Raw genomic sequence first — 25,025 nt, 5'->3', positions numbered from 1 at the left:
GGTGACATCTGATCTGGCTTGCCCGTCGGGCGGCCTGGAAGGATATGCACCATGCCCGCTGCATATCCCCGAGAGTTCCGCGAAGACGTCGTTCGTAAGGACGCGTTCTGCGGGTGGATCGTGGGCTACTCCATGGATTCCCGGATGAAGGCCCGCCTCGCGGTGAACGCACTGGTCAATGCGGCCACGCGGCGCGGGAATCTTTCTTCGCGTTGCTGCAGAAGAACGTCCTCGATCGCCGTCGCTGGCGGACCCGTGACGAGCTGCGGATCGCGATTATCACCTGGATCGAACAGGCCTACCACTGGCGCCGTCGACAGGTTCGCCTGGGCCGTTTGACCCCGATGGAATGCGAGACCATCATGAACCCAGCCGTGGTCCTCGCGGCTTGACAATAGAACTGTCACCTCACCGTGCAGCAGTGCCCATGCCTACATGGAGGATTTGAAGGCGCTGCACGGCGACCGTATCGAGGTTCACCTGGATGATCGGGGGAGAACTCTGGATGTCGTTGATCTCGTGAGCAACGTTGCCGATGGCACCGAGCTGTACATGTGCGGACCCATTCGCTTGATGGATGCTGTCCGCAGGGCGTGGTCCGATAACGGCCTGGACCCTACCAATTTGAGGTACGAGACGTTCGGGAACAGTGGATGGTACGAGGCCGAGCCCTTCGAAGTCCATATTCCCCGATTGAACTTCAGGACCACCGTGAATTCGGATGAGTCGATGCTCGAAGCGCTGGAACGCGGAGGTGTGGACACCATGTCGGATTGTCGCCGGGGAGAGTGTGGTCTCTGTCAGGTGAAGATTCTGGAGCTTTCCGGGGAAGTTGATCATCGAGACGTCTTCTATTCCGACCGCCAGAAGGCCCCGAACGCTACAATGTGCTGCTGCGTCTCCCGCGCAGTAGCAACTCGACCGGATTCAACTCCGGAAAACCTCGCACAGTCAGCCCTCGTAACCATCGACGTTCCCTGAAAGGCATGTTTTGGACATTCGCCGTAAGATCGACATTTCCAAGATGTCGGCATATCAATGGGTCATTGTTGCACTAGCCGCGTTTCTCAACGCCCTCGACGGGTACGACGTGTTGGCAATGGCCTTCACCGCGACCTCCGTCTCCAAGGAGTTCGAACTCACAGGAGCCCAGCTGGGCTGGCTGCTGAGTTCCGGTCTGATCGGCATGGCTGCTGGGTCACTCTTGCTGGGCCCGTTCGCTGATCGCTTCGGACGTCGCAAGATCTTGTTGGTCGCGGTTGGCATCAATGCCGCAGGTTTGTTCCTTTCCGCCACGGCGAACTCCGCCCTTGAGCTGGGCGCATGGCGAGTCATCACCGGGCTGGGTGTGGGCGGCATCCTCGCAACGGTTACGGTCATCACCAGCGAGTACTCCAATGTGAAGAATCGCGGCATGGCCATCAGTATCTACACCGCCGGCTACGGGGTGGGTGCGACACTGGGTGGAATGGGCGCCACCCAGCTGATTCCCGCTTTCGGATGGCGCTCCGTGTTCCTTGCCGGTGGCCTTGTGACATTGTTCGCAGCCGTTTTGATCCTGGTTATCCTGCCAGAATCAGTTGATTACTACCGTGTCCGACGCCCCAAGAATGCCGAAGAGAAGGTGGCTGGAATTGCCCGACGGATCGGGCTCAAGGGGGACGTTTTCCTGGGGGATGCACCCACCACAACCAATTCGTCACAGGGTAGCGTAACGCAGCTGCTTGGTGGCCGGTACCGGGTTTCGACCATCCTGCTATGGGTATCGTTCTTCGTCATCATGTTCGGCTTCTACTTCGCGAATTCATGGACGCCGAGACTTCTGGTTGAATCCGGGATGACGGAGCAACAAGGCATCGTGGGGGGCCTGATGCTGACCATGGGTGGAACCTTCGGTTCGCTGATCTACGGTGTTCTGACCATTCGGCGTAACGCGCGCAACACGCTCGTGGTCTTCACTATTCTTGCGGCCGTGCTATTGGTGGTATTCATTACTACTACATCAATTCCGGCTCTCGCATTCCTGAGTGGTGTTGTCGTGGGAATGCTCATCAACGGCTGTGTTGCGGGACTCTACACCGTGGCGCCTCAGACGTATGCGCCGGAGGTGCGAGCAACCGGTGTCGGATGGGGTCTCGGAATTGGCCGGGTGGGAGCCATTCTGGCACCCATTCTGGTGGGCACCCTCCTCGACGGCGGCTGGTCACCGACCCAGCTCTACATCGGGGTTGCGGTCGTGGTAGCTCTAGCTGCCTTCGCGGCCTCGCGCTTGAAGCCCCATATCGATACTCCTTTGGTTGAATCCGCCACCGAGGAGCCCACTCCGGCTGCCCGTCGCTGAACCGGACTTGCCGAGAAGGGGCCGATCCTACCCATGCGTAGTGTCGGCCCCTTCCGCCGTCTAAACGTCCCCGCCCCGCAGCACCTCGTACGTGCGGGAGATCCGCTCGAGCCACCAGTCACGGCGCGGGCCCGTGACCGCGTGTTCCGTCAGCAGATCCTCGGAGACCGCCACGTCCCGCACCGGGAGGTAGCCGTCCACCGGGCGCAGGGGCTCGGCGGTGACGTCCGCGGTCATCAGGGACAGCGTCCCGAGCCCGCACGCGTACGGCAACTCCGGTAACGCCGCGGCGAGTGCCACGCCCGCCCGGATCCCCACCGAGCTGTCGATCGCGGAGCTGACGACGGCGGGCAGCCCGGCCTGCGCCACGATCTCCAGCGCCCGGCGTACCCCGCCCAGGGGTGCGACCTTGACCACGATCAGATCCGCCGCGTCGGCCCGAGCCACGGCCAGCGGGTCCTGCGCCTTGCGCACGGATTCGTCCGCGGCGATCAACAATTTGTTCCCCGCGTCCCGCAGCCGACGGCGCACGTTGGCCAGCCCCGGCACGGTGGCCACGGGTTGCTCGGCGTACGCGAGCTCGAACTCGCTCAGGGTGGTGAGTGCGCATACGGCGTCGTCCTCGCTCCAGCCCATGTTCGCGTCCACGCGCAGTTGCGCGTCCGGGAGGGCGGCGCGCACGGCGGCGACGCGAGCGACGTCGTCCGCGAGGCTCTGTCCGCGTTCGGCGACCTTGATTTTCACGGCGTGCACCGCGCCGCCGTACCCCGCAAGGACCTCCGGGACGCGCTCGGCGGGGACGGCCGGGACCGTGGCGTTGACGGGCACCCGGGTGCGCACGGGGTCGGGGAACCCGGTCCATGCCACCTCGATGCCCGCGCGCAACCACGACGCCGCTTCGGCGTCCTCGTACTCGGGGAAGGGGCCGAACTCGCCCCAACCCGCCGGGCCGTGGAAGACCACCGTTTCCCGGGCGGTGACCCCCCGGAACCGCACGCGCATGGGCAGGGAGACCACCCGAGCGGTATCGAGCAGATCGGACAGTGGGGGTATGGGCGTCACCGAAGAGAGCATGGCCCTAGGGTACGTGTCCGCCTTGATCGAAACGTCGGTTACTGTCCCCTGTTTGGCGTTACTGCATAGAGTTTGAGCCCATAACTTTTTATGTAAATGCATTTGTTTACATGCGAAACGCACCTTTATGCCGCTGCGCGCCGGAAGTCTTCCCTCGACACCCCACACTCCGTGGGCCGTTCGGCCCACGGAGCGTTCGCAGTCGCAATTACGTGCCACAACGCATGGTTGTGCCCGACGTATTCTGGAGGGGTCACAGGTGTCGTGAGTCCGGGGGGATGATCGCGACACCACAGGGGGAATCGGGGGATTCGTGTTGCATGTCTTTGCGCTGTCCGAAATCGCGTCCGTGGGGGAAACGTTGCAGGCGTTCCTGCAGGGCGGCAGCCGCGTGCTGTTGATGATCGCCATGGTGCTGTTCCTGGCGTACCTGCTGTTCTTCCTCAGCACGGTGTCCATCGCGAGCGCCATCACCACGTGGCACCAGATCCGGCGCAGGCCCCGTCAGGCCGCGCACCCGCGCGAGATGGCGCCCGTGACCGCCGCCGAGGACCAGCCGTACCAGGAGCTGCCCGCGCGCGGTCGGCACGCGCTGAAGGTGAAGGGCTGAACCGTGATCCTGGTCTTCGGTCATCGTATCGACCTCATCCTGGTGCTCGCCGTGGTCCTCGTGGCCCTGAGCGTCCTGTACGGCATGTTCATCCTGGTGCTCTCCCGCTTCGAACCGCAGCGCTCGCAGCACCGTAGGGTGAAGATCGCCACCGTCCCCGGCCACCACAAGGTGGTCTTCGTGATCCCGTGCCTCAACGAGGAACGCGTCCTGCGGCCCAGCCTCGAGCGGCTCGTCGGCTTGGACCACCCGGACCTCCAGATCATGGTGATCGACGACGGTTCCGACGACGGCACGGCCGAGATCGTGCGCTCGTTCCCGGACCCGCGCGTGCACCTGTTCCAGCGCACCCTGCCCCACGCCCGCGAGGGGAAGGGCGAGGCGCTCAACGCCGCCATCCAGTACCTGCGCACGAGCGATCTGATTGCCGGGACGTCTCATTCTGACGTGGTCGTGTGCGTCATGGACGCGGACGGACGTCTGGACCCGCACGCCCTGGACGACGTCATGCCCCTGTTCAAGGACAACCGCCTGGGCGCGGTGCAGATCGGCGTGCGGATCAACAACCGCCAGCAGAACCTCCTGGCCCGGATGCAGGACCTCGAGTTCGTGCTCTACACCCACGTGTTCCAGCGGGGCCGCCGACACCTGGGCAGCGTGGGACTCGGCGGCAACGGCCAGTTCGTCCGGCTCTCCGCGCTCGACGGGCTGGGTGTGTCCCCGTGGTCGCGCAGCCTCACCGAGGACCTGGATTTGGGCGTGCGACTGCTCATGGACGGGTGGCAGACCGAGTTCGTCTCCACCGCGTCCGTGCACCAGCAGGGACTCGTGGACGTCAAGCGCTGGGTCAAGCAGCGCACCCGGTGGTTCCAGGGCCACCTGCAGTCCTGGAACCTGGTGCCGTGGGTGCTGCGGGACCTCACCGGCAGCCGCCGGGCGGATCTCTTGTACCACCTGACGAGCCCGTTCCTATTGCTGCTTACGTCCTTCCTGTCCCTGGCGTTCGCCTTCTGGGTGCTGGACCTCGCGGTCGGGATCGTCACGGGTCACGCCGTGGTTTCCGGGTGGTGGCTCTCGTCCTACCTGATCGCGTTCGGACCCGCGCTGCTCTACGGGCTGGTGTACTGGTCGCAGGAACGTCACAGCGGTCTGAACCCGGTCAAGGCCGTGGGCCTGGTCCACCTCTACGTGCTCTACGCCATGCTGTGGTACGTGGCCGGCTGGAAGGCCGCGTGGCGCGCGGTGCGCGGCCACAACGGCTGGGCCAAGACGGAACGCGTGGTCGAGAACCAGGAGCAGGTGGACTCCTCGGCCCGGGAGCTCACGGTGGAGGCCCATGCATGAGGAAACGCGGCGTCGTCGTACTCGTCGCGACGATCGTGCTGGTGCTCGCGGTGATGGCCGTCATGAATAACCTGTGGCGCGTGCAGCCGTGGGCGGACGGGGAGGTGCACGGGCGCTGGCAGGTCATGTACACGGGCTACGGCACCGTGAAGGGCAACGACCGGCAGGTGCTGCTGGAACCCCACACGGCCGAGGCCGCCATCGTGACCCACGGGGCGCTCGTGCACACGGTGGAGGACTACGACGACGCCGACTTCGCCGTCACGGTGCGCACCGAGGAGCAACTGCGCCGCAATGACGAACCCAATGCGTGGGAAGTGGGCTGGGTGCAGTGGAACCTGCGTGACAACGACCACTTCTACGCGGTGGCGCTCAAACCCAACGGCTGGGAGATCTCCAAGCAGGACCCGGCCTACACGGGGGCGCAGCGGTTCATCGCGTCCGGTGGGGACCGGACCTTCCCGGTGGGCAGGGACTACCGGGTGGAGATCACGCAGGACTGGCCCAGGATGACGGTCACGGTGGACGGGACCGAACTGGCCACCGTCACGGACGAGGAGACTCCCTACCGAGGGGGCGCGATCGGGTTGTACACGGAGGACGCCAAGGTCCTGTTCCACGATTTCGAGATCATGGGGCAGGGCTGACGGGATCGTCCGCGCCGGGCTGGCGCGGACGGTTGCGGGGTGCGCACGGCGTGCTCTTCGACAACATCGGTGCCGCCGCGGACGCCAACGCCATGCACGCGATCGCCACGGGCAACCTGCTCACACACTTCGGGAGGACCGAACTCAAGCCGGTGGCCGACTACACGGACGCCATGGTCGAGAACTACGACGCCGCGGTGTACATCGGCGCAGACCACCACGTCCCGCTCCCCCATGCCTTCCTGGACGACGTCCGCTCCACCGACAAGCCCGTGATGTGGTTGGGCCGCAACATCGAGGCCTTCGCGGGTCCCGACGACGCGCAGAACGCCCAGTTCCGGGGCAAGTACGGCTGGGACCCCCGCGCCGCGACCACGGTGGACAGTTCCAAGGTCACCTCGGTCGAGTACCGGGGCGAAAAGGTGCACCGGGAGACCCAGGGTGCCCCTGAGATCGTGGTCCCGTTCACGGGCACGAACGACAAGGTGGAGGTCCTGGCGACGTCGCAGTGCACCGAGCGCGGTAAGCCCGCCTCGTGCACGCCGAACGGTTCCCCGGAGGCCCCGTGGGCCATCCGCTCCGCGAACCTCACCTATTTGGCCGAGGTGCACCTGGACTACATCGACGCGAACGACGTGTACCTGGTCTACACGGATCTCTTCTACGACCTCGTGGGTTCGGACGCCCCCGCGGTGAAGCAGGCCGCGGTGCGCCTGGAGGACGTGGGCCCGGAGTCCAACCCGAAGGACCTGCGCCGCGTGGCCCAGGACGACGTGGACGAGTGGAAGGACCGCCTGGACGCGGGACGCTCCGTGATGGAGCACGCCGGTCTGGGTGAGCCCACGATCTTCGAGACACCGCACTACGGCGGTTCCGTGAACTCGTACGTGGCCATGGCCCAGGAGTACGACGCGCGCTACGAACAGGGCGACTACTACGCGGGCATCCTCACGGGGCAACCCTCCGAAGCCGGTAAGTCCTACAGCCAGCAGTTCCCATTCACGATGAGCGATATCTACGGCGGAACGGTGTACCCCGAGAACCTGGGCAACATCACCGAGGGCGAGCAGAACAACCATGCCGCCCGCACCCCGGAGTTCCTGGTCTCACGGGCCAATGCGAACCTGACCGTGCGCGAATCCACCGAGCTTCTTCTTCCACCCATACCTGGACATTGAGTACCTCAAGAAGACGGTCACCGGCATCAAGAAGCTGGGGTACGAGTTCCGACCGGTCACGGAGCTGAAGTAGCGTCCGGGTCGGCGCCCCCGGGCGGGCACCCTGGACCCAGAACGCGCGAACACCCGGCCAGGATCACTGACCGGGTGTTCGCACGCGTGTGAACGTCAGGGGTGGGCGGCCTTCGGCGGCCGGGAGCCCCACACGGTGATCATCCCACCGCGCCCGGGCCCACCGAACTCACCAGGGGTCCGTTCACCCTCGGAGCGTTACTCGCTGATCTCGGAGTTGCTCGTGGGGTCCTCGTCCACGCCCATGCCCGGAACCTCGGGGTTGGCGGCGTTGGACTTGACGGCCTCCTCGATACGCTGACCGATGTTCTCGTCCACGTTCTTCCAGTACTGGAAGGCGTTCGAGAGCACCGGCTCCTCGACACCTTCGAGGGCGCCGGCCACGGTCTGCACGAACTGCGCGCGCTGCGCGTCGTTGAAGACCTCGCGGATCAGGGTGCCCGGCTGACCGAAGTCGTCGTCGTCCTGACGTAAGGTGTAGGCCTCGCGGACCAGAGCGCCGTCGTCCTCCCAGCCGTTGTCCACGGGACCGGTCTCGTCCGACCAGGAGTCACCGAAGGAGTTCGGGGCGTACACGCGACGAGCGCCGGAGTGGTTGTACCACATGTGGCCCTCGAAGTTGTAGGTGTGCACCTCGTTGATCGGGCGGTTGACCGGCAGCTGCTGGAAGTTGGTGCCGATGCGGTAGAGCTGGGCGTCCGCGTACGCGAAGTTGCGGCCCAGCAGCATCTTGTCCGGGGAGTTGCCGGTGCCGGGAACCATGTTCGCAGGGGAGAACGCGGCCTGCTCGATCTCCGCGAAGAAGTTCTCCGGGTTGCGGTTCAGGGTCATGGTGCCGACCTTGTGCCGCGGGTAGTCCTTCTGGGGCCAGACCTTGGTCAGATCGAAGGGGTTGAAGCGGTAGGTCTTGGCCTCCTCGTACGGCATGATCTGCCAGTACAGGTCCCACTTGGGGAACTCGCCGTTCTTGATGGCGTCGAAGAGGTCGCGGCGGTGGACGTCACCGTCGGCACCGGCCAGGCGCTCGGCCTCCTCGTTGGAGAGGTTCTCCACACCCTGCTGGGAGATGAAGGCCCACTTGACCCAGAACTTCTCGCCCTGCTCGTTGACGAGCATGTAGGTGTGCGAGCTGTAACCGTTCATGTGACGCCAGGTCTTGGGCAGACCGCGCTCACCCATGAGGTAGGTGACCTGGTGTGCGGACTCGGGGTTGTTGGTCCAGAAGTCCCACTGCATGGTGCCGTCACGCAGGCCGGAGTCCGGCAGGCGCTTCTGGGAGCGGATGAAGTGCGGGAACTTCATGGGGTCGCGCACGAAGAACACCGGGGTGTTGTTGCCCACGAGGTCGAAGTTGCCTTCTTCGGTGTAGAACTTCAGGGCGAAGCCACGGACGTCACGCCAGGTGTCCGGGGAGCCCAGCTCGCCGGCTACGGTGGAAAAGCGAGCCAGCATCTCGGTCTTCTTACCCGGCTGCAGGAAGTCCGCCTTGGTCCACTGCGAGACGTCCTCGGTGATCTCCAGGGTGCCGAACGCGCCCGCGCCCTTGGCGTGGGGACGACGCTCGGGAACGTTCATCCGGTTGAAGTGCTGCAGGGTCTCCACCAGGTGGTGGTCGTGCAGCACGATGGCTCCGTCGCGGCCCGTGGTCAGCGAGTTGCGGTCGCTGACAGCGGGAATGCCGGCCTGGGTCGTGGACCCGGTAGCGTGCGGGGTGGATTCCGTCATCGCGTACTCCTTGATGGGGTTGGGATGGGTGGGTGAACCGGGGGCCCAGATGGGTTCCCGGAGCTCAGGGGTCTAGACGGGCACCGCGGTCGCACCGGCCCGCTGGGCCGAGCAGTCGGAACACACGCCTTGGTAGACGACATCGGCCACGCGGATGCTCATCCCGTGGGTCTCGCTGGGAGTCAAGCACGGTGCATGCCCCACGGCACAGGCCACGTCCTCGATGCGTCCACACACCGTGCACACGGCATGGTGGTGGTTGTCGTCGACCCGGGTTTCGTACCGTGCCGGGGAGTTCGCCAGGTCCAGCTGGCGCAACAGTCCGGCGTCCGTGAGCGAGTGCAGCACCACGTAGATGGACTGCACCGTGATCTCCGGCAATGCCGTGCGCACGTCCGCGAGCACCTCGTCCGCGGTGGCGTGCTGGTGGCGCTCGAGCGCGTCCAACACCGCCAGTCGGGGCTTGGTGACCCGCAGTCCGGCCGCCCGGATCCGATCGGTCCACGGCACGGGCACGACGGCGCCGCCGCCGTTCTCCCGCCCCCCGGGCTGATCGGTAAGAGTGGTCGAGGTCATATCTTCACTATGTCATGTTTTGAGTTACTCATCAAAAGGTTGCGGGGTGTGCCGGGCGACGTGGGAATGACGGGAGGGTGAACCCTCGGGGAGGGGAGCTTTCCCCTCCTCAGCCCCTGGCGCCGCGGCAAACGCTCTCCACTACATCCATGCCGCGATCCGCACGGTTTTTCCTTGTTTTCTGGTCGTTCTGCACCACAGATGTTTCCACCCGCTGTCCGGCGGCGCGCCCGTTCGCACGGGCCATCGACGACGCCGCCCGCGGCCTCCGCGGCGCCGAACTGCGGGCGGCCGTACTACCTGTCCGGGTGCTTCACGGCAAGGTACAAACCCGCGAGCCCACAGAGGGTCTCCAACAGGGGCAGGTCACACTGTCACCAGTTCGTGCAACAGACCCATTTGGTTCCGCTGGTTGGCCGGCACCAGATCCGAGAACCTTCAGCTCCCAAAAGGCCGCGAAGAGAACAGCTTCTCATTGCCCCCCCTCGTAGACTGCACGGTAGACCCCCGCCCCACCGAGTAAGGCAGCCACCCACCGTGTTTAACCACGCGTCCTTCATCTGGGGTGCCGCAGACATCCTGCGCGGCACCTATAAGCAGCACCAGTACGGGGATGTGATCCTGCCGTTCACGGTCCTGTTCCGCCTGGACGCCGTGCTGGCCCCCACCAAAGAGGACGTCCTCGAGGCCATCGGCCCCACCTACGTGGACACTGAGCCGCCCCTGGCGATGATCCGCAACCGCACCAAGCAGGCCGGCAACGAGCACACGTACAACTTCTTCAACCGCTCCCGCCACACCCTCAAGACTTTGCAGGGTGACCCCGACAACCTCGAGGAGAACCTGCGGGACTACGTCAACGCCTTCTCGGAGAACGTGCGCGAGATCTTCCAGAAGTACGAGTTCGAGCAGACCATCTCCGGCCTCGCCCAGCACGATCTGCTCCTGCAGGTCCTGCAGCACTTCACCAAGGCCAACCTGCACCCGGATGCGGTGTCCAATGAGCAGATGGGTCACATCTTCGAGGAACTGATCCGCAAGTTCGCGGAAGCGTCCAACGAGACCGCGGGTGAGCACTTCACCCCGCGCGAGGTCATCGACCTCATGGTCACGCTGCTGCTCCACGACGACGAGGGGCTCACCACCCCCGGCATCGGCCGCGACGTCTACGACCCCACCGCGGGCACCGGCGGCATGCTCTCCGCCGCCGAGAACAAGATCAAGCAGTTCAACAGCGAGGCCTGGGTCAACCTGCTCGGCCAGGAGATCAACCCCGCCTCTTATGCAATCTGCAAGGCGGACATGGTGGTCAAGGGCCAGCCCATCGACAACATCGTCCTGGGCAACACCCTGACCAACCCGGCATTCGAGAACCGCACGTTCCACTACTGCCTGTCCAACCCGCCCTTCGGCGTGGATTGGAAGCAGCACCGCAAGGCCGTGGAGACCGAACATCAGATCGCAGGGTTCGCCGGCCGCTTTGGCCCCGGCCTGCCCCGCGTCTCGGACGGCTCGCTCCTTTTCCTGATGCACCTGATCTCCAAGATGCGCGAACCCAGCGCCACGGAGGAGAACCAGTCGGCCGGCCGCGCGGCCATCGTGCTCAACGGCTCCCCTCTGTTCACGGGCGGCGCCGGCTCCGGGGAGTCCAACATCCGCAAGTGGGTGCTCGACAACGACTACCTCGAAGCCATCATCGGCCTGCCCACGGACATGTTCTACAACACCGGCATCTCCACCTACGTCTGGGTGCTGTCCAAGGACAAGGCCCCGCAGCGCCGCGGCAAGGTCCAGCTGATCGACGCGACCGGCATGTTCGTGAAGATGCGCAAATCCGTGGGCTCCAAGCGCAAGGAGCTCTCGCGGGAGAACATCGCGGAGATCAGCCGGATCTACGACGAGTTCACCGAGTCCCAGCACTCCAAGATCTTCCGCACCGAGGACTTCTTCTACCGCACCATCACGGTGGAGCGCCCGCTGAAGCTCAACTTCGCGTTCACTGCCGAGCGCATCGAGCGCGTTATGGCCTCCCGGCCCGTTGCCAAGCTCCCCGACGACGACGCCGCCGCGCTTCGTTCCGCCCTCCACGACCGGTCCCAGCGCGCGGGCGGTGCGGTCAGTACCAACAAGAGCGCGTTCACCTCGGAGCTACTCGAGGTCCTGGTCGAGGCCGGGCTGCAGGTGAAGCCCGCGGTACTCAAGGCCATCGTGACCGAGCTGAGTGAGCGGGACGAGAACGGGGAGCTGCAAACCAATCGCGTGAAGGACCCGGAACCGGACCCCACCCTGCGTGACACCGAGAACGTCCCCTGGGATCAGGACATCCACGAGTACCTGGAGCGCGAGGTCAAGCCCTTCGTCCCCGATGCCTGGATCGACGAATCCAAGACCAAAGAGGGTGCGGAAATCCCCTTCACGCGCCACTTCTACGAGTACGTCCCACCCCGGCCGTTGGATGAGATCGACCGCGACCTCGACGAGGTTCTGGGCCGCATCCGCGCGCGATTGGAGGAGGTGAAGCGGTGATGACTATCCCCCAGCCAGCCCTACCAGCGACGTGGCGATGGCAACCTCTTGATTCATTGAGTCGTGTAAAAGTCAGCACGGTGGACAAGAAGTCCTACCCTGACGAAGTGCCGGTACGCCTTTGCAATTACACGGACGTCTACTACCAGGATGTCATCACGAGCGACCTGGCCTTTATGGAAGCAACCGCATCGGCGGAACAAATCAGTCGATTTTCTGTCCAAGCTGGTGACGTCCCAATCACCAAAGATTCTGAAACTTCTGATGACATTGGGCGCCCCTCGTATGTCCCCGAGGATCTTCCGGGTGTCGTCTATGGTTATCATTTGGCAATTTATCAGCCATTCGATCCTAACTACAGTAAATTCATTCGATATTTGTTCGATAGCTCCTACATACGTGCTGAACTCCAGACACGCACACCGGGCGTCACTCGGGTCGGACTTAGTCAAGACACATTACGAAACCTACGCGTCCCCACACCCCCGCCCTATATCGCAGCCGGAATCGCAGACTACCTCGACCACGAGACCGCCGAAATCGATGCGTTCGTTGAAGATCAGCACAAAATCTTACACCTTGTATCGGAACGTCGATGGTCTGCCATAGATAGAGCGATAGAGCAGGGTACAGAGAGAGTCCCCTTGAGGCGCCTCGCGAAGTACCTAACCAGCGGATCACGCAATTGGTCCTCACTGCTCAGCGAAAGCGGCGATCCTTTCGTCAGAATCACGAATATCTCACGAAATCACGTTCGCATCCTCTCCGAGGACATGGAATTTGTTGCTGGCGTCGAGGATGCAGAAGGAGCGAGAGCTAAGATTCAGATGGGTGATATCCTCATGTCCATCACAGCTGATCTGGGCTCCGTCGCACTTGCGGACGAATCCATCGAAGGCGGCTACACGAGCCAACACGTTTGCTTGATCCGTCCAAACAATCAGCTCGCTGATCCAAAGTACGTCGCCTATGCCCTCCTTTCATCAAAAGTGAAAGCTCAAATTGCAGAAAAGTCTTACGGGGGCACGAAAATTCAGCTGAGTCTGGAAGGCGTTCGCGAACTTGAAATTCCGCTTCCTCCGCTGCAAGAGCAACGCGGAGTCGCGCAACAGTGTGAAGACTACGTCACAACCACAGAAGGGCTGTCGAGCGAACTCCAGAGAATCATTGCTCTGTCCCGCGAGCGGCGCGCCGCGCTCATCACCGCCGCGGTGACCGGGCAAATCGACGTCACTGCTAAGAACAAGCCCGCGGCGGAGCAGATCGAGGACGACGTCGCGCAGGGTCTGCACAGGGAGTACGCATGAGCGCACCGCATCAGGAAAAACCATTCCAGAGGGAGATCGCGGAGTACTTGGAGGGGCACGGGTGGTCCCACTCCCCCAACTCCCAGGGCTACGACAAAGAGCGGGCGCTGTTCCCCGAGGACGTTCTCGGCTGGCTGCAGGACACGCAACCGGAGCAGTATGCACGGATCGTTCCGGAGCGCGGCGATGACGCCGCCCGCACCAAGGGCGAGCGCCGGATTCTGGATCGCTTGGCGTCCCAGCTGGGGCAGTCGGAAAAGGCCGGCGGTGGCACCCTCAATACGCTTCGTCGCGGTTTCTCGGTCCCCGGGGCGCAGAAGTTCAGCATGCTCGCGGCTCCCCCGGCGGACGACCGCAATCCTCGGATCACGGAGCGCTACGCGAAGAACCGGGTGCGGGTGGTGCAGGAGGTCGGCTACTCCACGCGGAAGAGCGACCGCATCGACCTGGTGCTGTTCCTCAACGGGCTGCCCGTGGCGACCATTGAGATCAAGACGAACTTCACGCAGTCGCTGCAGGCGGCCATCGAGCAGTACAAGACGGACCGCACGCCAGCCGGTGAACCGCTGCTGACCCCGCATCGAGGTGCACTGGTGCACTTCGCACTCACCGAGAACGACGTCTACATGACCACCCAGCTCAGGGGCGCGGACACGTTCTTCCTGCCCTTCAACCAGGGGCATGACAACGGAGCTGGCAACCCGCCGTCGCAGGACGGCTTGGCCACGTCCTACTTCTGGGAGCACATCCTGGACAAGGACACGTGGATCACGATTCTCACCAAGTTCGTCTACGTGAACCACGAGAAGAAAACCGATCCCCGGACCGGGCGGATCACGGAGTCCAGCCAAATCCGCTTCCCCCGCTTCCACCAGTGGCGCGCGGTCACCAAGCTGACCGAGGCGGCCCGGACTGAGGGCCCGGGGCAGAAGTACCTGATCCAGCATTCAGCGGGTTCGGGCAAGACGGACTCCATCGCGTGGACCGCCCACCGCATGGCCTCCCTGCACACTCCGGAGGGCGAGAAGGTCTTCGACACCGTGTTCGTCATTGCGGACCGGCAGGTGCTGGACCGCCAGCTCCAGGACGCGGTGGATCAGCTGGTCGTGACCACGGGAACCTTCGAACCCATCACCTCCGGTTCCGAGGGCTCCAAGACCGAGCGCCTGCTGGAAGCGTTGCGGGCGGGCACGCAGATCATCGGCGTGACCCTGCAGACCTTCCCGCACGCCCTCGCCAAGATCCGGGAAAAGGGCGGGACATTCGAGGGCAAGCGCTTCGCGGTGATCGCGGACGAGGCGCATTCGTCGCAGACGGGGGCCGCGGCGTCGTCGGTCAAGGACCTGCTGTACCGCAACGACCCGACCGCGGCGCAGACGGGCGAGGAGACCGAGCTGGAGCCGGGCGCGGACCAGGACGCCCTGGTCCAGATGGCCGCACAGGCGGACGACGGTCGTCGGATCAGCTATTTCGCGTTCACCGCAACCCCCAAGGCCAAGACCCTGGATCTGTTCGGCACCCCGGGTCCGGACGGTAAGCGACAGGCGTTCGACCTGTACTCCATGAAGCAGGCCATCCAGGAGGGGTTCATCCTGGATGTGCTCAAGAACTACACCACGTACGAGATGGCCGCCCGGATCGCCCTCAAGGGTGCGGACCCCGAGACGGTGCCCGAGGGCAGGACGGGGACTGCGGCGTCGTCGACCGAGGACGAGGTGGACGTGCGCAAGGGGACGCGCGCGTACATCGGGTTCGTGGAGCTGCACCCCACGAACGTGGATTCCAAGGTGGACGTGATCCTCAAACACTACCAACACACCGTGAAGCAGGAACTGGGCGGGCGCGCCAAGGCCATGGTGGTCACCAGCTCGCGCGCGGCGGCGGTGAAGTACCAGCGCGCATTCCAGAAGCACATCGAGCGGGAGAAACTGCCGCTGAAGACGCTCGTGGCGTTCTCGGGATCGCTGCCGGACCCGGACGTTGCCGCAATCGGCCACGCGCCGGTGCCCGAGGTGACCGAGGCATCGATGAACCCGGAACTGCGCGGGAGGGACCTGGCCGGGGTGTTTAGCCAGGAGGACCAGAACATCCTGATCGTGGCGAACAAGTACCAGACGGGCTTCGACCAGCCGCTACTCACGGCCATGTACGTGGACAAGCAGCTCTCCGGGATCGCCGCGGTGCAGACGCTGTCGCGGCTCAACCGGCGCGCGGACGGCAAGAAGAACACGTACGTGCTGGACTTCGTCAACGACCCCGCCCAGATCCTGGCGGCGTTCCAGGACTACTACGAGGACGCGCGCATCGAAACCGACTCGGACCCGGACCTCGTGGCCAAACAGATGACCAAGCTGGATTCCGCCAACATCTACACACCCGCGGAGGTCGACCGGGTGTGGGCGGCGTGGTCGGACAGGAACGGCAAGCGCGGCGCGCTGACCTCGGCGCTGGTGCCGGCGGTCGAGCGGTTCACCAACCGCTGGTCCCGCGCCGTGTACGACGACGACGCCGCAGCGCGCGACGAGCTCGACGAGTTCCGTTCCCTGCTGGGCCAGTACACGACGTCCTATGCGTTCTTCTCCCAGATCCTCAACTTCGGGGACACGTACTACCTCAAGCTCTCGGTGTTCGCGGACCTGTTGGCGCGACTGCTCCGGGAACAGCTAGACGGCGGCGAGCGCGAGACGGTGACCGCGGACGACGTCGTCCTCACTCACTACCGGCTCGAGAAGCAGCGGGACGAGGACCTGCAACTGGAAGACGGTGAAGCGCGGGGTCTGCAAGGCATGACCGAAGCCGGCATGGCCCGCCAGCAGGCACGCGAACGCGCGGCCAAGGCCGAGCTGGTGGAGAAGGTCAACAGGTTCCTCGGGGGGCTGGATGCCAGCGATGAGCACAAGGTGAGCGCGGTGGAACTACTGGTCCGCGAGGCCGCCGAGAACACGGACCTGCAGCAACAGGCGCGCAACAACACCAGGGCGGACTTCTCGCATTCCCCGCAGGTGCGTCTTGTGCTGGAGGATTCCGTATGGAATCAGAACCGCCAGTCCGAGGCGATCGCCAAGCGGCTCCAGGAGCTCCCACCCACCGATCTGGTGGAACTGGCCATGGCGTTCGATTTGTGGGAACGGTCGCGGGCAGGGTAGGGCTTATCCCTGAAAGCACGTGTTAGGGGGCCGCGAGGCCGGGGAGAACTCAGGAGTACGAGTGAATACGACACGACGCGGTGGCACGGGGGACGTGGCAACCGCAACGGACGGGGCGCCGCGCAAGCGGCGACTGGTGGGGATCGATGCCGCCCGGGGGCTGGCACTGATCGGGCTCATGGCCATCCACCTGCTGCCCGCGTGGAACGAACAAACCGGGGAGGCCAGCTGGTCCTGGCGGTTGTTCTCCGGGCACTCGGCGGCCCTGTTCGCGCTGTTGGCCGGAGTGGGCCTGGCGCTGGGCTCCGGCGCACGGCAACCACGCGAGGGGCGAGCCCTGACCGCTGACCGGGTGAGTGTCCTGGTCCGCGCCCTGCTGATCGTCACGGTGGGTATGACCGTCAACGCCGCAATGCCGGAGGACCCTCCCGCCTACAACATCCTGTTCTACTACGGCATGTTCTTCATCCTGGCTATCCCGTTCCTGCATGCCCGCCCCAAGACGCTGTTCATCTGGGCCGCCGGGTTCGGGATCCTCTCGCCCCTGCTGATGCAGCGCATGCTGGATGTCCTGCCGGAGTGGTGGTACTACAACCCCACGCTGCCCAATATCCTCAGCAACCCCGCGGGCACCCTGTCTCAGCTTCTGCTGACCGGCAACTACCCGGCGCTGCCGTACATGACGTACCTGCTGGTCGGGATGGGGCTGGGCCGCTTGGATCTACGAGCAGTGCGCACCCAGGTCCGCTTGGTGATCGTGGGCGTCGCGCTCACCGTGTTGGCCCAGCTCGTGTCCGCCGTGCTCCTCTACGGCCTCGGGGGCTACTCCGTATTGCAGGAGGCATCGCGCTTGAGCGAGTCCACGCTCGACGAGATCCTGGTGTGGGGTACCGACTCGCTACCGACCGACACCGGGTGGTGGCTGGCCATCACGACCCCGCATTCCAACACGCCGCTGGCCATTGCGACCAGCCTCGGACTGAGTCTGGCGGTGCTGGGGGTGTTCCTGCTGATCAGCCAGAAGATCGGGGACTGGCTCGTGCCGTTGTCCGCGATGGGATCGATGACCCTTACGCTGTACTCGGCGCACCTGCTGGCGCTGTCCCTCGAGCTGCATTACGACTCCCCCTACCTCTGGTACCTCGTGCACGTACTGGTGGCCGTCGTCTTCGCCGTCATCTGGCAGCGGACTCTTGGGCAGGGACCGCTCGAGCGGGTGGTCGCCTACTGCGCGAAGGGGACGCGCCGCCTCGTCGCCGGGCGGGGCGGCAATGCCACTCCTGGAAAGACCCGCAACTCCTAACTGGCGCCAACCTTGTCCCGCGGTACCCGCTCTGGCGTTCGACCTATGGAAGCGGCTGCGGGCAGGGTGAGGGCTGCTGATCATCTGGGAATTTCCCGGCCAACACTGGTCAAGCTGCTGGAGCAAGGTGATATCCCGTTCACCAAGGTCGGAAGGCACCGCAGAGTCCTGCTGACTGATCTCATTGCCTATGAAGAACGTCTCGAGAAGACACGCCGCGAAGGTCTCCGACAGGCAACTCACGAGGCAGCGAACCACGGCACATACTTCGACATCCCGGCAGACCCGGCCACCCGGTAAATCCCCACATCGTCCCCGGTGGTTCTCGATGCATGCGTATTGATTCCCATGCCTATCGCAGATCTATTACTGCGTCTGGCCACGGCCAAGCAATTTAGGCCGCTTTGGTCGGATGAGATTCTGAACGAGGTAGAGAGCAATCCGGTGAAGAAGCTTCACAAGGACCCGCACAGCGCTCGCAGACGTGTGAACGCCACGCGGGGCTTCTTCCCCGACGCTCTGGTCGAGAACTACGAGAGCCTCGTGCCTGCCATGACCAATGACCCCAAGGACAGACATGTGCTGGCGGCAGCGGTCCGTTCAAGAGCCGAGCTCATCGTGACCTCCAACCAGAAGGACTTCCCGACGACCGCCCTCAAGCCCTATGACGTTGCGGTGCGATCTCCGGATGACTTCTTACTCGACCAGTTGGATTTGGACCCTTCAACCGTGGTCCGCATCGCCAAAGAAGTGGTGGCTGACATGCGGAATCCGAAGATCACGTGGAATGGGTACCTCGAGGGTCTCGCTCGCGTCGGCTTGCCTCTATTTGCTACGGAACTCGAAAAGCGGGCCGTAGGAGTCGGCTAGAAGCCAGTTCCAGGGGACACCCCACAATGCGGACTCCCCATCCTCATCGTCCCGGCCGTCGCTACGCCGGCGCTCGCTCCCCCACGCTCATTCCTCGAGTGCTCATGAGGGAACCCTATGCCGGACCCACTTCCCCGCGGGGCATCCCGTCACCGCAGCCAGCCGGGGCGGGCGTCACCCGTCAGCGCGGTCAGCCAGTAGTCCGGCAGCAGGTCCGCCAATCGCTTCCACACGACCGCCGTGGGATCATCCCGGTCCGCCACCGCCGCCAGGACGTCCGGCCCGTACGCCGCCAGCCGTTCCCGGCACACCCCGCACGGGCTCAGCACGACGACGCTGCCATCCGCCCTGCGGTGCACACACACCGAGGCCACCACCCTGAGGTCCAACCGGTGGGCGGCACAGTACGGTTCGATCTCGTGGCACACCTCGACCGCGGCATTCGGCATGTCCGGGGCGGTTCCGGTGACCACGGTGCCGTCCTCGAGCAGCATGGCCGCCGCACCGTGCTCCGACCCGTCCGGAAACCGGGTTTCGAGTAGTGCCTTGCACTCGGTCACGACGTAGTCCAGAGCGGAAGTGTCCATGGCCGGAGCCTATCGGGGAGCGCGCCGCACGGGTCGATTGGCCAGTCGGCCAGAGTTGCCCGCGGTGCGACCATGTTCCGACGCCGGCCCGGCGGATGATCGAACCCTCGAACCGACCGAGGTGACGGTCGCACGGTGGAGCTGCAGCGGCGTCGTCTCCTCGCGGACCTGCGTGTCCACCAGGCCGCGATGCGACGTCGCGAGAGCGACACCCCGCCCACTGCCTGACATCTGAGGCACTCTCGAGCCACCGGGTGCACTTTCAGGCGCGTCGAGGCCAGGAATATCCGCTGTTCGTGGCTTCAACGTGCCTCACAGTCCGGGGGCTGGCCAGAACGTGCCTCAAAATGCGCACGTTGGCCCAAACGTGCCCCAGAGTTCGAGGACTGGCAGGGACCCGCCGCCGTCACCGTGACGCATTGCCCCACCTGACCCTCGGCGATACTGGTTAGGCATCAATCGACCGGAAAGTGTCGTGGGTCACGCAATTGACGGTATGAATGTACCCACCGGTCGAACCGACCCCCGCGCACCCTGCGGCGGCGTCGGGCCGGTGGGTCCATCGCATCACTCCCGTGGAGGCACCATGACACGAACCCTCAGCCGACGATCGTTGCTAGCCGCAGCGGCGTCGTTGCCCGTGATCGGGGGCCTGTCGGCCTGCGCGGGAGGCCCGCGCGCGACCGACCGCACGCATCAGCTGGTGTGGTCCACCTACGGCGTGGGCACCGGGACGTACAACGACCTCGCGGCGGTCGCGAACACCCTGACCCAGCGCACGGGACGGCAGATCCGGTTGATGACCTCGGACACGGGCATCGGGCGCCTGGCCCCGCTGATCAACGGCACGGCCCAGTACTCGCGCACCGGGGACGAGTACTACTACGCGTTCGAGGGCAATGACGAGTACTGCTCCGAGCAGTGGGGCCCGCAGGCGCTGCGCCTCGTGTGGACTCCCCCGGGCAACTACGGGGTGCTGGTGCGCAAGGACAGCGGCATCGAGACCGTGGCGGACCTCAAGGGCCGCAAGTTCCCCAAGCTGATCGCGAGCACGTCCATCAACCGCAAGATGGAGGCGATCCTCAACTACGGCGGCCTCACCGGCAAGGACGTCCAGATGGTGGACGTCACCTACAGCGGTCAGATCGAGGCGCTGAAGACCGGTCAGATCGACACCCTGTACCAGAACGTGGTGGGCGCCAACGTCTCCGAGCTGGCCTCCCAGTACCCCATCCGCTGGCTGAACCTGGGCGGCGGCACGCCCTCCCAGTACGCCACGTGGAAGGAGCTGGCGCCGATGGTCAAACCCGGCGAGTTCTCCAAGGGTGCGGGCCTGGCCAAGGGGGAGACGGCGGTGAACATGCAGTACACCATCCCGGTGGTCGCCCGCGCGGACCGCCCCGCGGACGAGGTCGCCGCACTGGTCGCGGACATGGACCGCTACTACCCGGACTACAAGGACACCACCCCGGACGCCCACCGCTTCGGCACGGACCAGATCCAGCTCACGCCCCTGGTGATCCCGTTCCACGAGGCCATGGTGGAGTTCCTCACCAGCAAGGGCCGCTGGAGCAAGGACCTGCAGACCCGCCAGGACGCCCTGCTGGAGCGCGAGCGCCGCATGCACGAGGCCTGGCCCGCGTTCTGGCAGGACCACAAGGACCGCGAGGACCCCAAGTCCGCGCGCAAGGAGTGGGTGGACTGGAAGAAGGCCAACCTTCCCGAGCTCCCGGACACCCCCGGCACCCTGCCCGGCACGTCGTCCACCACCGCACCCTCCGGAGGCCACGCATGAGCACCCCGTACCAGACCGGCGACGCCGCCGGCCCCGCCAGTGCCTCGGCTCCCGCCGGCACCGCTGGCCCCATCACCACCCCCGGACCGGCCATCGACCCCCGCACCGGCGCGGAGATCACCGCCACGCACCCGCACGGGGGCGACGACGCCGCCCAGCCCACCATGCCCTCGGACGTCTCCCTGCACGACGCGAGCCCCCGACTGACGCCGTTCTGGCGCAGCCTGGTGATCGTGCTGACCGTGGTGGGCGTGCTGCTGACCATGAACCAGGTGTTCTTCTGGAACGTGGGCGGGGTGACCATCCCCACCAACTCGTTCCTGTACCTGCTGATCGCGGTGTTCGTGCCGATCGTGTTCATCGTGACGCCCATCCGCAAGCACGCCCCCGGGGCCGCGGCTCGGCAGCGGCGGGGCGTGCCGTGGTACGACGTCCTGCTGCTGCTGGCCGTGGTGGGCACCAGCGCGTACTTCGCGGTGCACGGCATCGAGATCCAGGAGTACGGCTGGCAGTACATGGCCCCCACCCTGGCCACCGTGCTGAGCTTCGTGTTCTGGGCCCTGATCCTGGAGACCCTGCGCCGGGCCGCCGGTCTGGTGGTGCTCGTGATCGCGTTCCTGTTCTCCGTGTACCCGCTGTTCGCGGGGATCATCCCGCTGTCCTTCCTGCAGGGCATCTCCTACGACCTGCCCACCCTGGCCCAGGTGCACACCATGGGCGTGGACAGCGTGCTGGGCCTGCCCCTGCAGACCGCGGGCACCATCCTGGTGGGCTTCCTGCTGTTCGGCGTGGTGCTGCAGCACACCGGCGGTGCGGACTTCTTCCACGAGCTGTCCATGGCCGTGTTCGGCCGCTACCGCGGCGGCTCCGCCAAGGTGGCCGTGGCGAGCTCCGCGGCCATGGGCATGATGAGCGGCTCGGCGGTGTCCAACGTGCTGACCACGGGGCCCATGACCATCCCGGCCATGAAGCGCTCCGGGTTCAGCGCCCGGGTGGCCGGGGCCGTGGAGGCCACCGCCTCCTCCGGCGGCTCCATCACTCCGCCCATCATGGGCACCGCGGCGTTCCTCATGGTCTCCTTCGTGGGCGTGCCGTACACGAGCATCCTGGTGGCGGCCACCATCCCCGCGATCCTCTACTACCTGGGCATCTTCCTGCAGATCGACGGCTACGCCGCCCAGCGCGGCCTGCGCGGCACGCCCAAGAACCTGCTGCCACGAGCCCGCCACGCCCTGGCCATGGGCTGGCCCTACCTGGGCGCCCTGGCCGTGCTCACGGTGCTGCTGTTCACCACGGACTCCGAGGCGCAGGTGCCGTACTGGGTGGTGGCCATCCTGCTGCTGATCGCCCTGGTCAAGCCCAGCGTGACGTTCGGCCCCCGCCAGTGGGTGGACATGGGCGTGGACGTGGGCAAGACGCTGGCGCAGATCGTGGGGATCATCGCGGGCGTGGGCCTGATCCTGGGTGGGCTGACCGCCACGGGCGTGGCCCTGTCCCTCTCGCGTGACCTGGTGGCCCTGGTGGGCGACAACGTGGTGCTCATCCTGATCGCCGGCGCCGTGGTGTGCTTCATCCTGGGTATGGGCCTGACCATCTCCGCCGCGTACGTGTTCCTCGCCATCGTGATGGTCCCGGCCGTCACGGCCCTGGGCGTGGACCCGATCGCCGCACACCTGTTCGTCATCTACTGGGCGTCGGTCTCCTACATCACCCCGCCCGTGGGGCTCGCGGCCTTCGCGGCGGCGGGCATCTCCAAGGCCTCCCCCATGGCCACGTGCTTCTCCGCCATGAAGCTCGGCGCGGTGAAGTACGTGGTGCCGTTCGGCTTCGCGCTCAACCCCGCACTGGTGGCCCAGGGCGAGCCCGTGCACATCGGGCTGGCCTTCCTTTCCAGTCTCGTGGCGGTCTACGCGATCGCCGCGGCCATGGGCGGCTGGCTCACGTTCGTGGAACGCCAGCTGCCCCTGTACCTGCGGGTGGTTCTCGCGGTGGGCGGATTCATGATGTTCTTGCCTGGGGCCCTGGTCACGCTCATCGGTCTGGCGCTGGTGGTCGCGGCCGCGGTGCTCGCGCGCCTGCGCCGGCCGCGCGCCGTCGTCGACCCCGAGACCGGGCAGATCACCAGGGTGCCGGAGGGAGCCGAGGTTCCCGACGCCGCCCGCGGCACGCACGGCGCGCACGACACCGATGGTGCCACCGCGGGTGCGCACGCCCCGCACGAGAACACGAAGGAGAACGCATCATGAGCGCAGAGAACACCGACGTCCTGACCGTGGACGTCACGGACGGGATCGCCCTGGTCACCGTGAACCGGCCGGAGGTGCGCAACGCGATCAATGCGACCGTGCTGCGAGCCATCACCGAGACCCTCTCGCAGCTGGCCGAGAACGACGACGTGCAGGTGCTGATCTTCACCGGCGCCGGGGACAAGGCGTTCGTGGCGGGCGCGGACATCAACGAGCTCGCCGTACGCACGCCCAAGGACGGGCTGAAGGCCACCATGCAGGGCGTGTACGAGAAGGTGGAGCAGTTCCCCAAGCCCACCATTGCAGCGGTGAACGGCTACGCGTTCGGAGGCGGCCACGAGCTCGCCCTGGCATGCGACATCCGCGTGGCCTCCACGAACGCGCAGTTCGCGCTGCCCGAGACCGGGCTGGGCATCATGCCCGCCGCGGGCGGCACGCAGCGCCTGGCCAAGCTCGTGGGCCTGGGCCGGGCCACCGAGATCGTGCTCACCGGGCGACGTGTGAAGGCGGACGAGGCCCTGGACATGGGGCTGGTGACCGAGGTGGTGGAGCCGGACGAGCTGCTGGTTACCGCCCGCGAGACGGCGCAGGCCATCATGGGCAAGGGCCCGCTGGCCATCCAGCTGGCCAAGACCGTGATCCGCCACGGCTTCGACGTGGACCACCAAACCGGGATCCTGTTGGAACGCCTGGCCCAGTCCGTGCTCTACAGCAGCGCCGAGAAGGCCGAGGGAACCACCGCGTTCCTGGAGAAACGGACCCCCGATTTCCACAGTGCAGCACAGAAGGACGTGAGCAAGTGAGCGAGAACCCCCTGAAGGAGATCCAGCACATCACCGTGATCGGCGCCGGGGCCATGGGCTCCCAGATCGCCATGGTCTGCGCCCTCGCCGGGTACGACACGGACGTGGTGGACATCAAGCAGGAGGCCGTGGACAAGGCCTCCGAGCAGCTGCACTCCCGCATGGGCCGTGACGTCAGCAAGGGCCGGCGCACCCAGCAGGACGTGGACGCCGCGTTCGAGCGCCTGACGTTCTCCACGGACCGGGACGCGTGCGCCGCGCAGGCGGACTTCGTGATCGAGGCCGCTGTGGAGGACCTGACCATCAAGCGTCAGGTCTTCGCGGAGCTGGACGCGGTGTGCCCCGAGCACACCATCCTGGCCACCAACTCCTCGAACATCGTGTCCTCGCGCGTGGCAGACGCCACCCACCGCCCGGAGAAGGTGTGCAACGTGCACTTCTTCAACCCCGCGCTGGTGATGAAGTGCGTGGAGGTGGTCCCCCACGAGGGCACCTCCCGTGAGACCGTGGAGACCGCCATGGAGCTGGCCCGCTCGATCGGCAAGGCCCCCGTGGAGCTCAAGAAGGAGGTTCCGGGCTTCGTGGCCAACCGCCTGCTCGGCGCCCTGCGCACGGAGGCGCTGAAGCTCTACGAGGACGGGGTGGCGGACTACAAGGACATCGACGTGGCCGCCAAGACCGCCCTGAACCACCCCATGGGCCCCTTCGAGCTCATGGACATGGTGGGCATCGACGTGGTCTACCTGATCCGGCTGGCCGAGTACGAGCAGACCGGTGACCCCGCGTCCCTGCCAGCCGAGTCCATCAAGGCGAAGTACGAGGCCGGTGACTACGGCCGAAAGACCGGCCACGGCTGGTACGACTACGAGTAGGAC

20 protein-coding genes and 1 pseudogene are annotated in these 25,025 nt (G+C 65.5%); 17 read left to right on the top strand and 4 right to left on the bottom strand.

Annotation, left to right across the window (positions count from 1 at the left end; translation table 11 throughout):
* Positions 1 to 96: 96 nt before the first annotated feature.
* The 3 genes and pseudogenes from B3I25_RS10905 to B3I25_RS10895 form a co-directional block, all read left to right on the top strand.
* Positions 97 to 392, top strand: a pseudogene (locus B3I25_RS10905) (IS3 family transposase); the annotation flags it as partial.
* Between the two features lie 43 nt (positions 393 to 435).
* Positions 436 to 981 carry a flavin reductase family protein gene (locus B3I25_RS10900; protein WP_082943356.1) on the top strand — a complete coding sequence of 182 codons (546 nt, stop codon included), beginning with the start codon at positions 436 to 438 and terminating at the stop codon, positions 979 to 981.
* Positions 982 to 991: 10 nt separating this feature from the next.
* Positions 992 to 2,341 (top strand): MFS transporter, encoded by a 1,350-nt coding sequence (locus tag B3I25_RS10895; RefSeq protein ID WP_286739012.1) that lies wholly within the window; start codon positions 992 to 994, stop codon positions 2,339 to 2,341.
* Between the two features lie 60 nt (positions 2,342 to 2,401).
* Here the strand turns inward: B3I25_RS10895 and B3I25_RS10890 are convergent, their stop codons facing one another.
* The gene (locus B3I25_RS10890; protein ID WP_064846682.1) at positions 2,402 to 3,415 is read right to left on the bottom strand and encodes an o-succinylbenzoate synthase; all 1,014 of its coding nucleotides are present in this window, start codon (positions 3,413 to 3,415) and stop codon (positions 2,402 to 2,404) included.
* 313 nt (positions 3,416 to 3,728) lie between these two features.
* Between B3I25_RS10890 and B3I25_RS10885 the strand changes: the two genes are divergently transcribed.
* Genes B3I25_RS10885 through B3I25_RS10870 form a run of 4 tightly spaced genes read left to right on the top strand, consistent with a single transcriptional unit; the run spans position 3,729 to position 7,194 of the window.
* On the top strand, positions 3,729 to 4,025 hold the full coding sequence (locus tag B3I25_RS10885; protein WP_064846681.1) for a hypothetical protein: 297 nt from the start codon (positions 3,729 to 3,731) through the stop codon (positions 4,023 to 4,025).
* Positions 4,026 to 4,028: 3 nt separating this feature from the next.
* Entirely contained in the window at positions 4,029 to 5,369 is a 1,341-nt protein-coding gene (locus B3I25_RS10880; protein ID WP_064846680.1) for a glycosyltransferase family 2 protein, read from the top strand.
* A complete protein-coding gene (locus B3I25_RS10875; protein WP_193518936.1) occupies positions 5,366 to 6,016 on the top strand; it encodes a family 16 glycoside hydrolase in 651 nt (216 codons plus the stop codon). The genes B3I25_RS10880 and B3I25_RS10875 overlap by 4 nt, the downstream gene beginning before the upstream one ends.
* 50 nt (positions 6,017 to 6,066) lie before the next feature.
* Positions 6,067 to 7,194, top strand: a complete 1,128-nt coding sequence (locus B3I25_RS10870; protein WP_286739007.1) for a DUF2334 domain-containing protein — start codon at positions 6,067 to 6,069, stop codon at positions 7,192 to 7,194.
* 270 nt (positions 7,195 to 7,464) lie between these two features.
* Here the strand turns inward: B3I25_RS10870 and B3I25_RS10865 are convergent, their stop codons facing one another.
* Both B3I25_RS10865 and B3I25_RS10860 read right to left on the bottom strand, forming a co-directional pair.
* Positions 7,465 to 8,991: a catalase gene (locus tag B3I25_RS10865; RefSeq protein WP_286739005.1), complete on the bottom strand. Its 1,527-nt coding sequence runs from the start codon at positions 8,989 to 8,991 to the stop codon at positions 7,465 to 7,467.
* A 72-nt stretch (positions 8,992 to 9,063) separates the two neighbouring features.
* Positions 9,064 to 9,567: a Fur family transcriptional regulator gene (locus tag B3I25_RS10860; RefSeq protein WP_286739003.1), complete on the bottom strand. Its 504-nt coding sequence runs from the start codon at positions 9,565 to 9,567 to the stop codon at positions 9,064 to 9,066.
* A 537-nt stretch (positions 9,568 to 10,104) separates the two neighbouring features.
* Between B3I25_RS10860 and B3I25_RS10855 the strand changes: the two genes are divergently transcribed.
* From B3I25_RS10855 to B3I25_RS10830, 6 genes are all read left to right on the top strand, one after another.
* Positions 10,105 to 12,093, top strand: coding sequence for a type I restriction-modification system subunit M (locus tag B3I25_RS10855; protein ID WP_286739002.1), 1,989 nt, complete (start codon positions 10,105 to 10,107; stop codon positions 12,091 to 12,093).
* 80 nt (positions 12,094 to 12,173) lie between these two features.
* A complete protein-coding gene (locus B3I25_RS10850; protein WP_286739000.1) occupies positions 12,174 to 13,400 on the top strand; it encodes a restriction endonuclease subunit S in 1,227 nt (408 codons plus the stop codon).
* Entirely contained in the window at positions 13,397 to 16,546 is a 3,150-nt protein-coding gene (locus tag B3I25_RS10845; protein ID WP_286738999.1) for a type I restriction endonuclease subunit R, read from the top strand. Before B3I25_RS10850 ends, B3I25_RS10845 begins: the two co-directional genes overlap by 4 nt.
* 61 nt (positions 16,547 to 16,607) lie before the next feature.
* Positions 16,608 to 17,849, top strand: coding sequence for a heparan-alpha-glucosaminide N-acetyltransferase domain-containing protein (locus B3I25_RS10840; protein WP_286738997.1), 1,242 nt, complete (start codon positions 16,608 to 16,610; stop codon positions 17,847 to 17,849).
* A 45-nt stretch (positions 17,850 to 17,894) separates the two neighbouring features.
* A complete protein-coding gene (locus tag B3I25_RS10835; protein ID WP_349676543.1) occupies positions 17,895 to 18,149 on the top strand; it encodes a helix-turn-helix domain-containing protein in 255 nt (84 codons plus the stop codon).
* Positions 18,150 to 18,167: 18 nt separating this feature from the next.
* The gene (locus B3I25_RS10830) at positions 18,168 to 18,719 is read left to right on the top strand and encodes a PIN domain-containing protein (protein WP_286738996.1); all 552 of its coding nucleotides are present in this window, start codon (positions 18,168 to 18,170) and stop codon (positions 18,717 to 18,719) included.
* 149 nt (positions 18,720 to 18,868) lie between these two features.
* Here the strand turns inward: B3I25_RS10830 and B3I25_RS10825 are convergent, their stop codons facing one another.
* Positions 18,869 to 19,306 (bottom strand): cytidine deaminase, encoded by a 438-nt coding sequence (locus B3I25_RS10825; RefSeq protein WP_286738994.1) that lies wholly within the window; start codon positions 19,304 to 19,306, stop codon positions 18,869 to 18,871.
* 586 nt (positions 19,307 to 19,892) lie between these two features.
* On the opposite strand from B3I25_RS10825, the gene B3I25_RS10820 reads away from it, so the two are divergent.
* The 4 genes from B3I25_RS10820 to B3I25_RS10805 are packed head-to-tail and all read left to right on the top strand — an operon-like array spanning position 19,893 to position 25,022.
* On the top strand, positions 19,893 to 21,101 hold the full coding sequence (locus tag B3I25_RS10820) for a TAXI family TRAP transporter solute-binding subunit (RefSeq protein ID WP_098054844.1): 1,209 nt from the start codon (positions 19,893 to 19,895) through the stop codon (positions 21,099 to 21,101).
* Complete coding sequence (locus B3I25_RS10815; protein WP_286738992.1) at positions 21,098 to 23,347, top strand: TRAP transporter permease; 2,250 nt, start codon at positions 21,098 to 21,100, stop codon at positions 23,345 to 23,347. Before B3I25_RS10820 ends, B3I25_RS10815 begins: the two co-directional genes overlap by 4 nt.
* Positions 23,344 to 24,150 (top strand): enoyl-CoA hydratase/isomerase family protein, encoded by an 807-nt coding sequence (locus B3I25_RS10810; protein ID WP_098054849.1) that lies wholly within the window; start codon positions 23,344 to 23,346, stop codon positions 24,148 to 24,150. The genes B3I25_RS10815 and B3I25_RS10810 overlap by 4 nt, the downstream gene beginning before the upstream one ends.
* Positions 24,147 to 25,022: a 3-hydroxyacyl-CoA dehydrogenase family protein gene (locus B3I25_RS10805; RefSeq protein WP_098054851.1), complete on the top strand. Its 876-nt coding sequence runs from the start codon at positions 24,147 to 24,149 to the stop codon at positions 25,020 to 25,022. The genes B3I25_RS10810 and B3I25_RS10805 overlap by 4 nt, the downstream gene beginning before the upstream one ends.
* Positions 25,023 to 25,025 lie beyond the last annotated feature (3 nt).

This window comes from Kocuria sp. UBA1838, from assembly GCF_002338785.1.
GTDB classification, from domain to species: domain Bacteria; phylum Actinomycetota; class Actinomycetes; order Actinomycetales; family Micrococcaceae; genus Kocuria; species Kocuria marina.
This window is presented reverse-complemented; position numbering and strand designations above follow the sequence as displayed.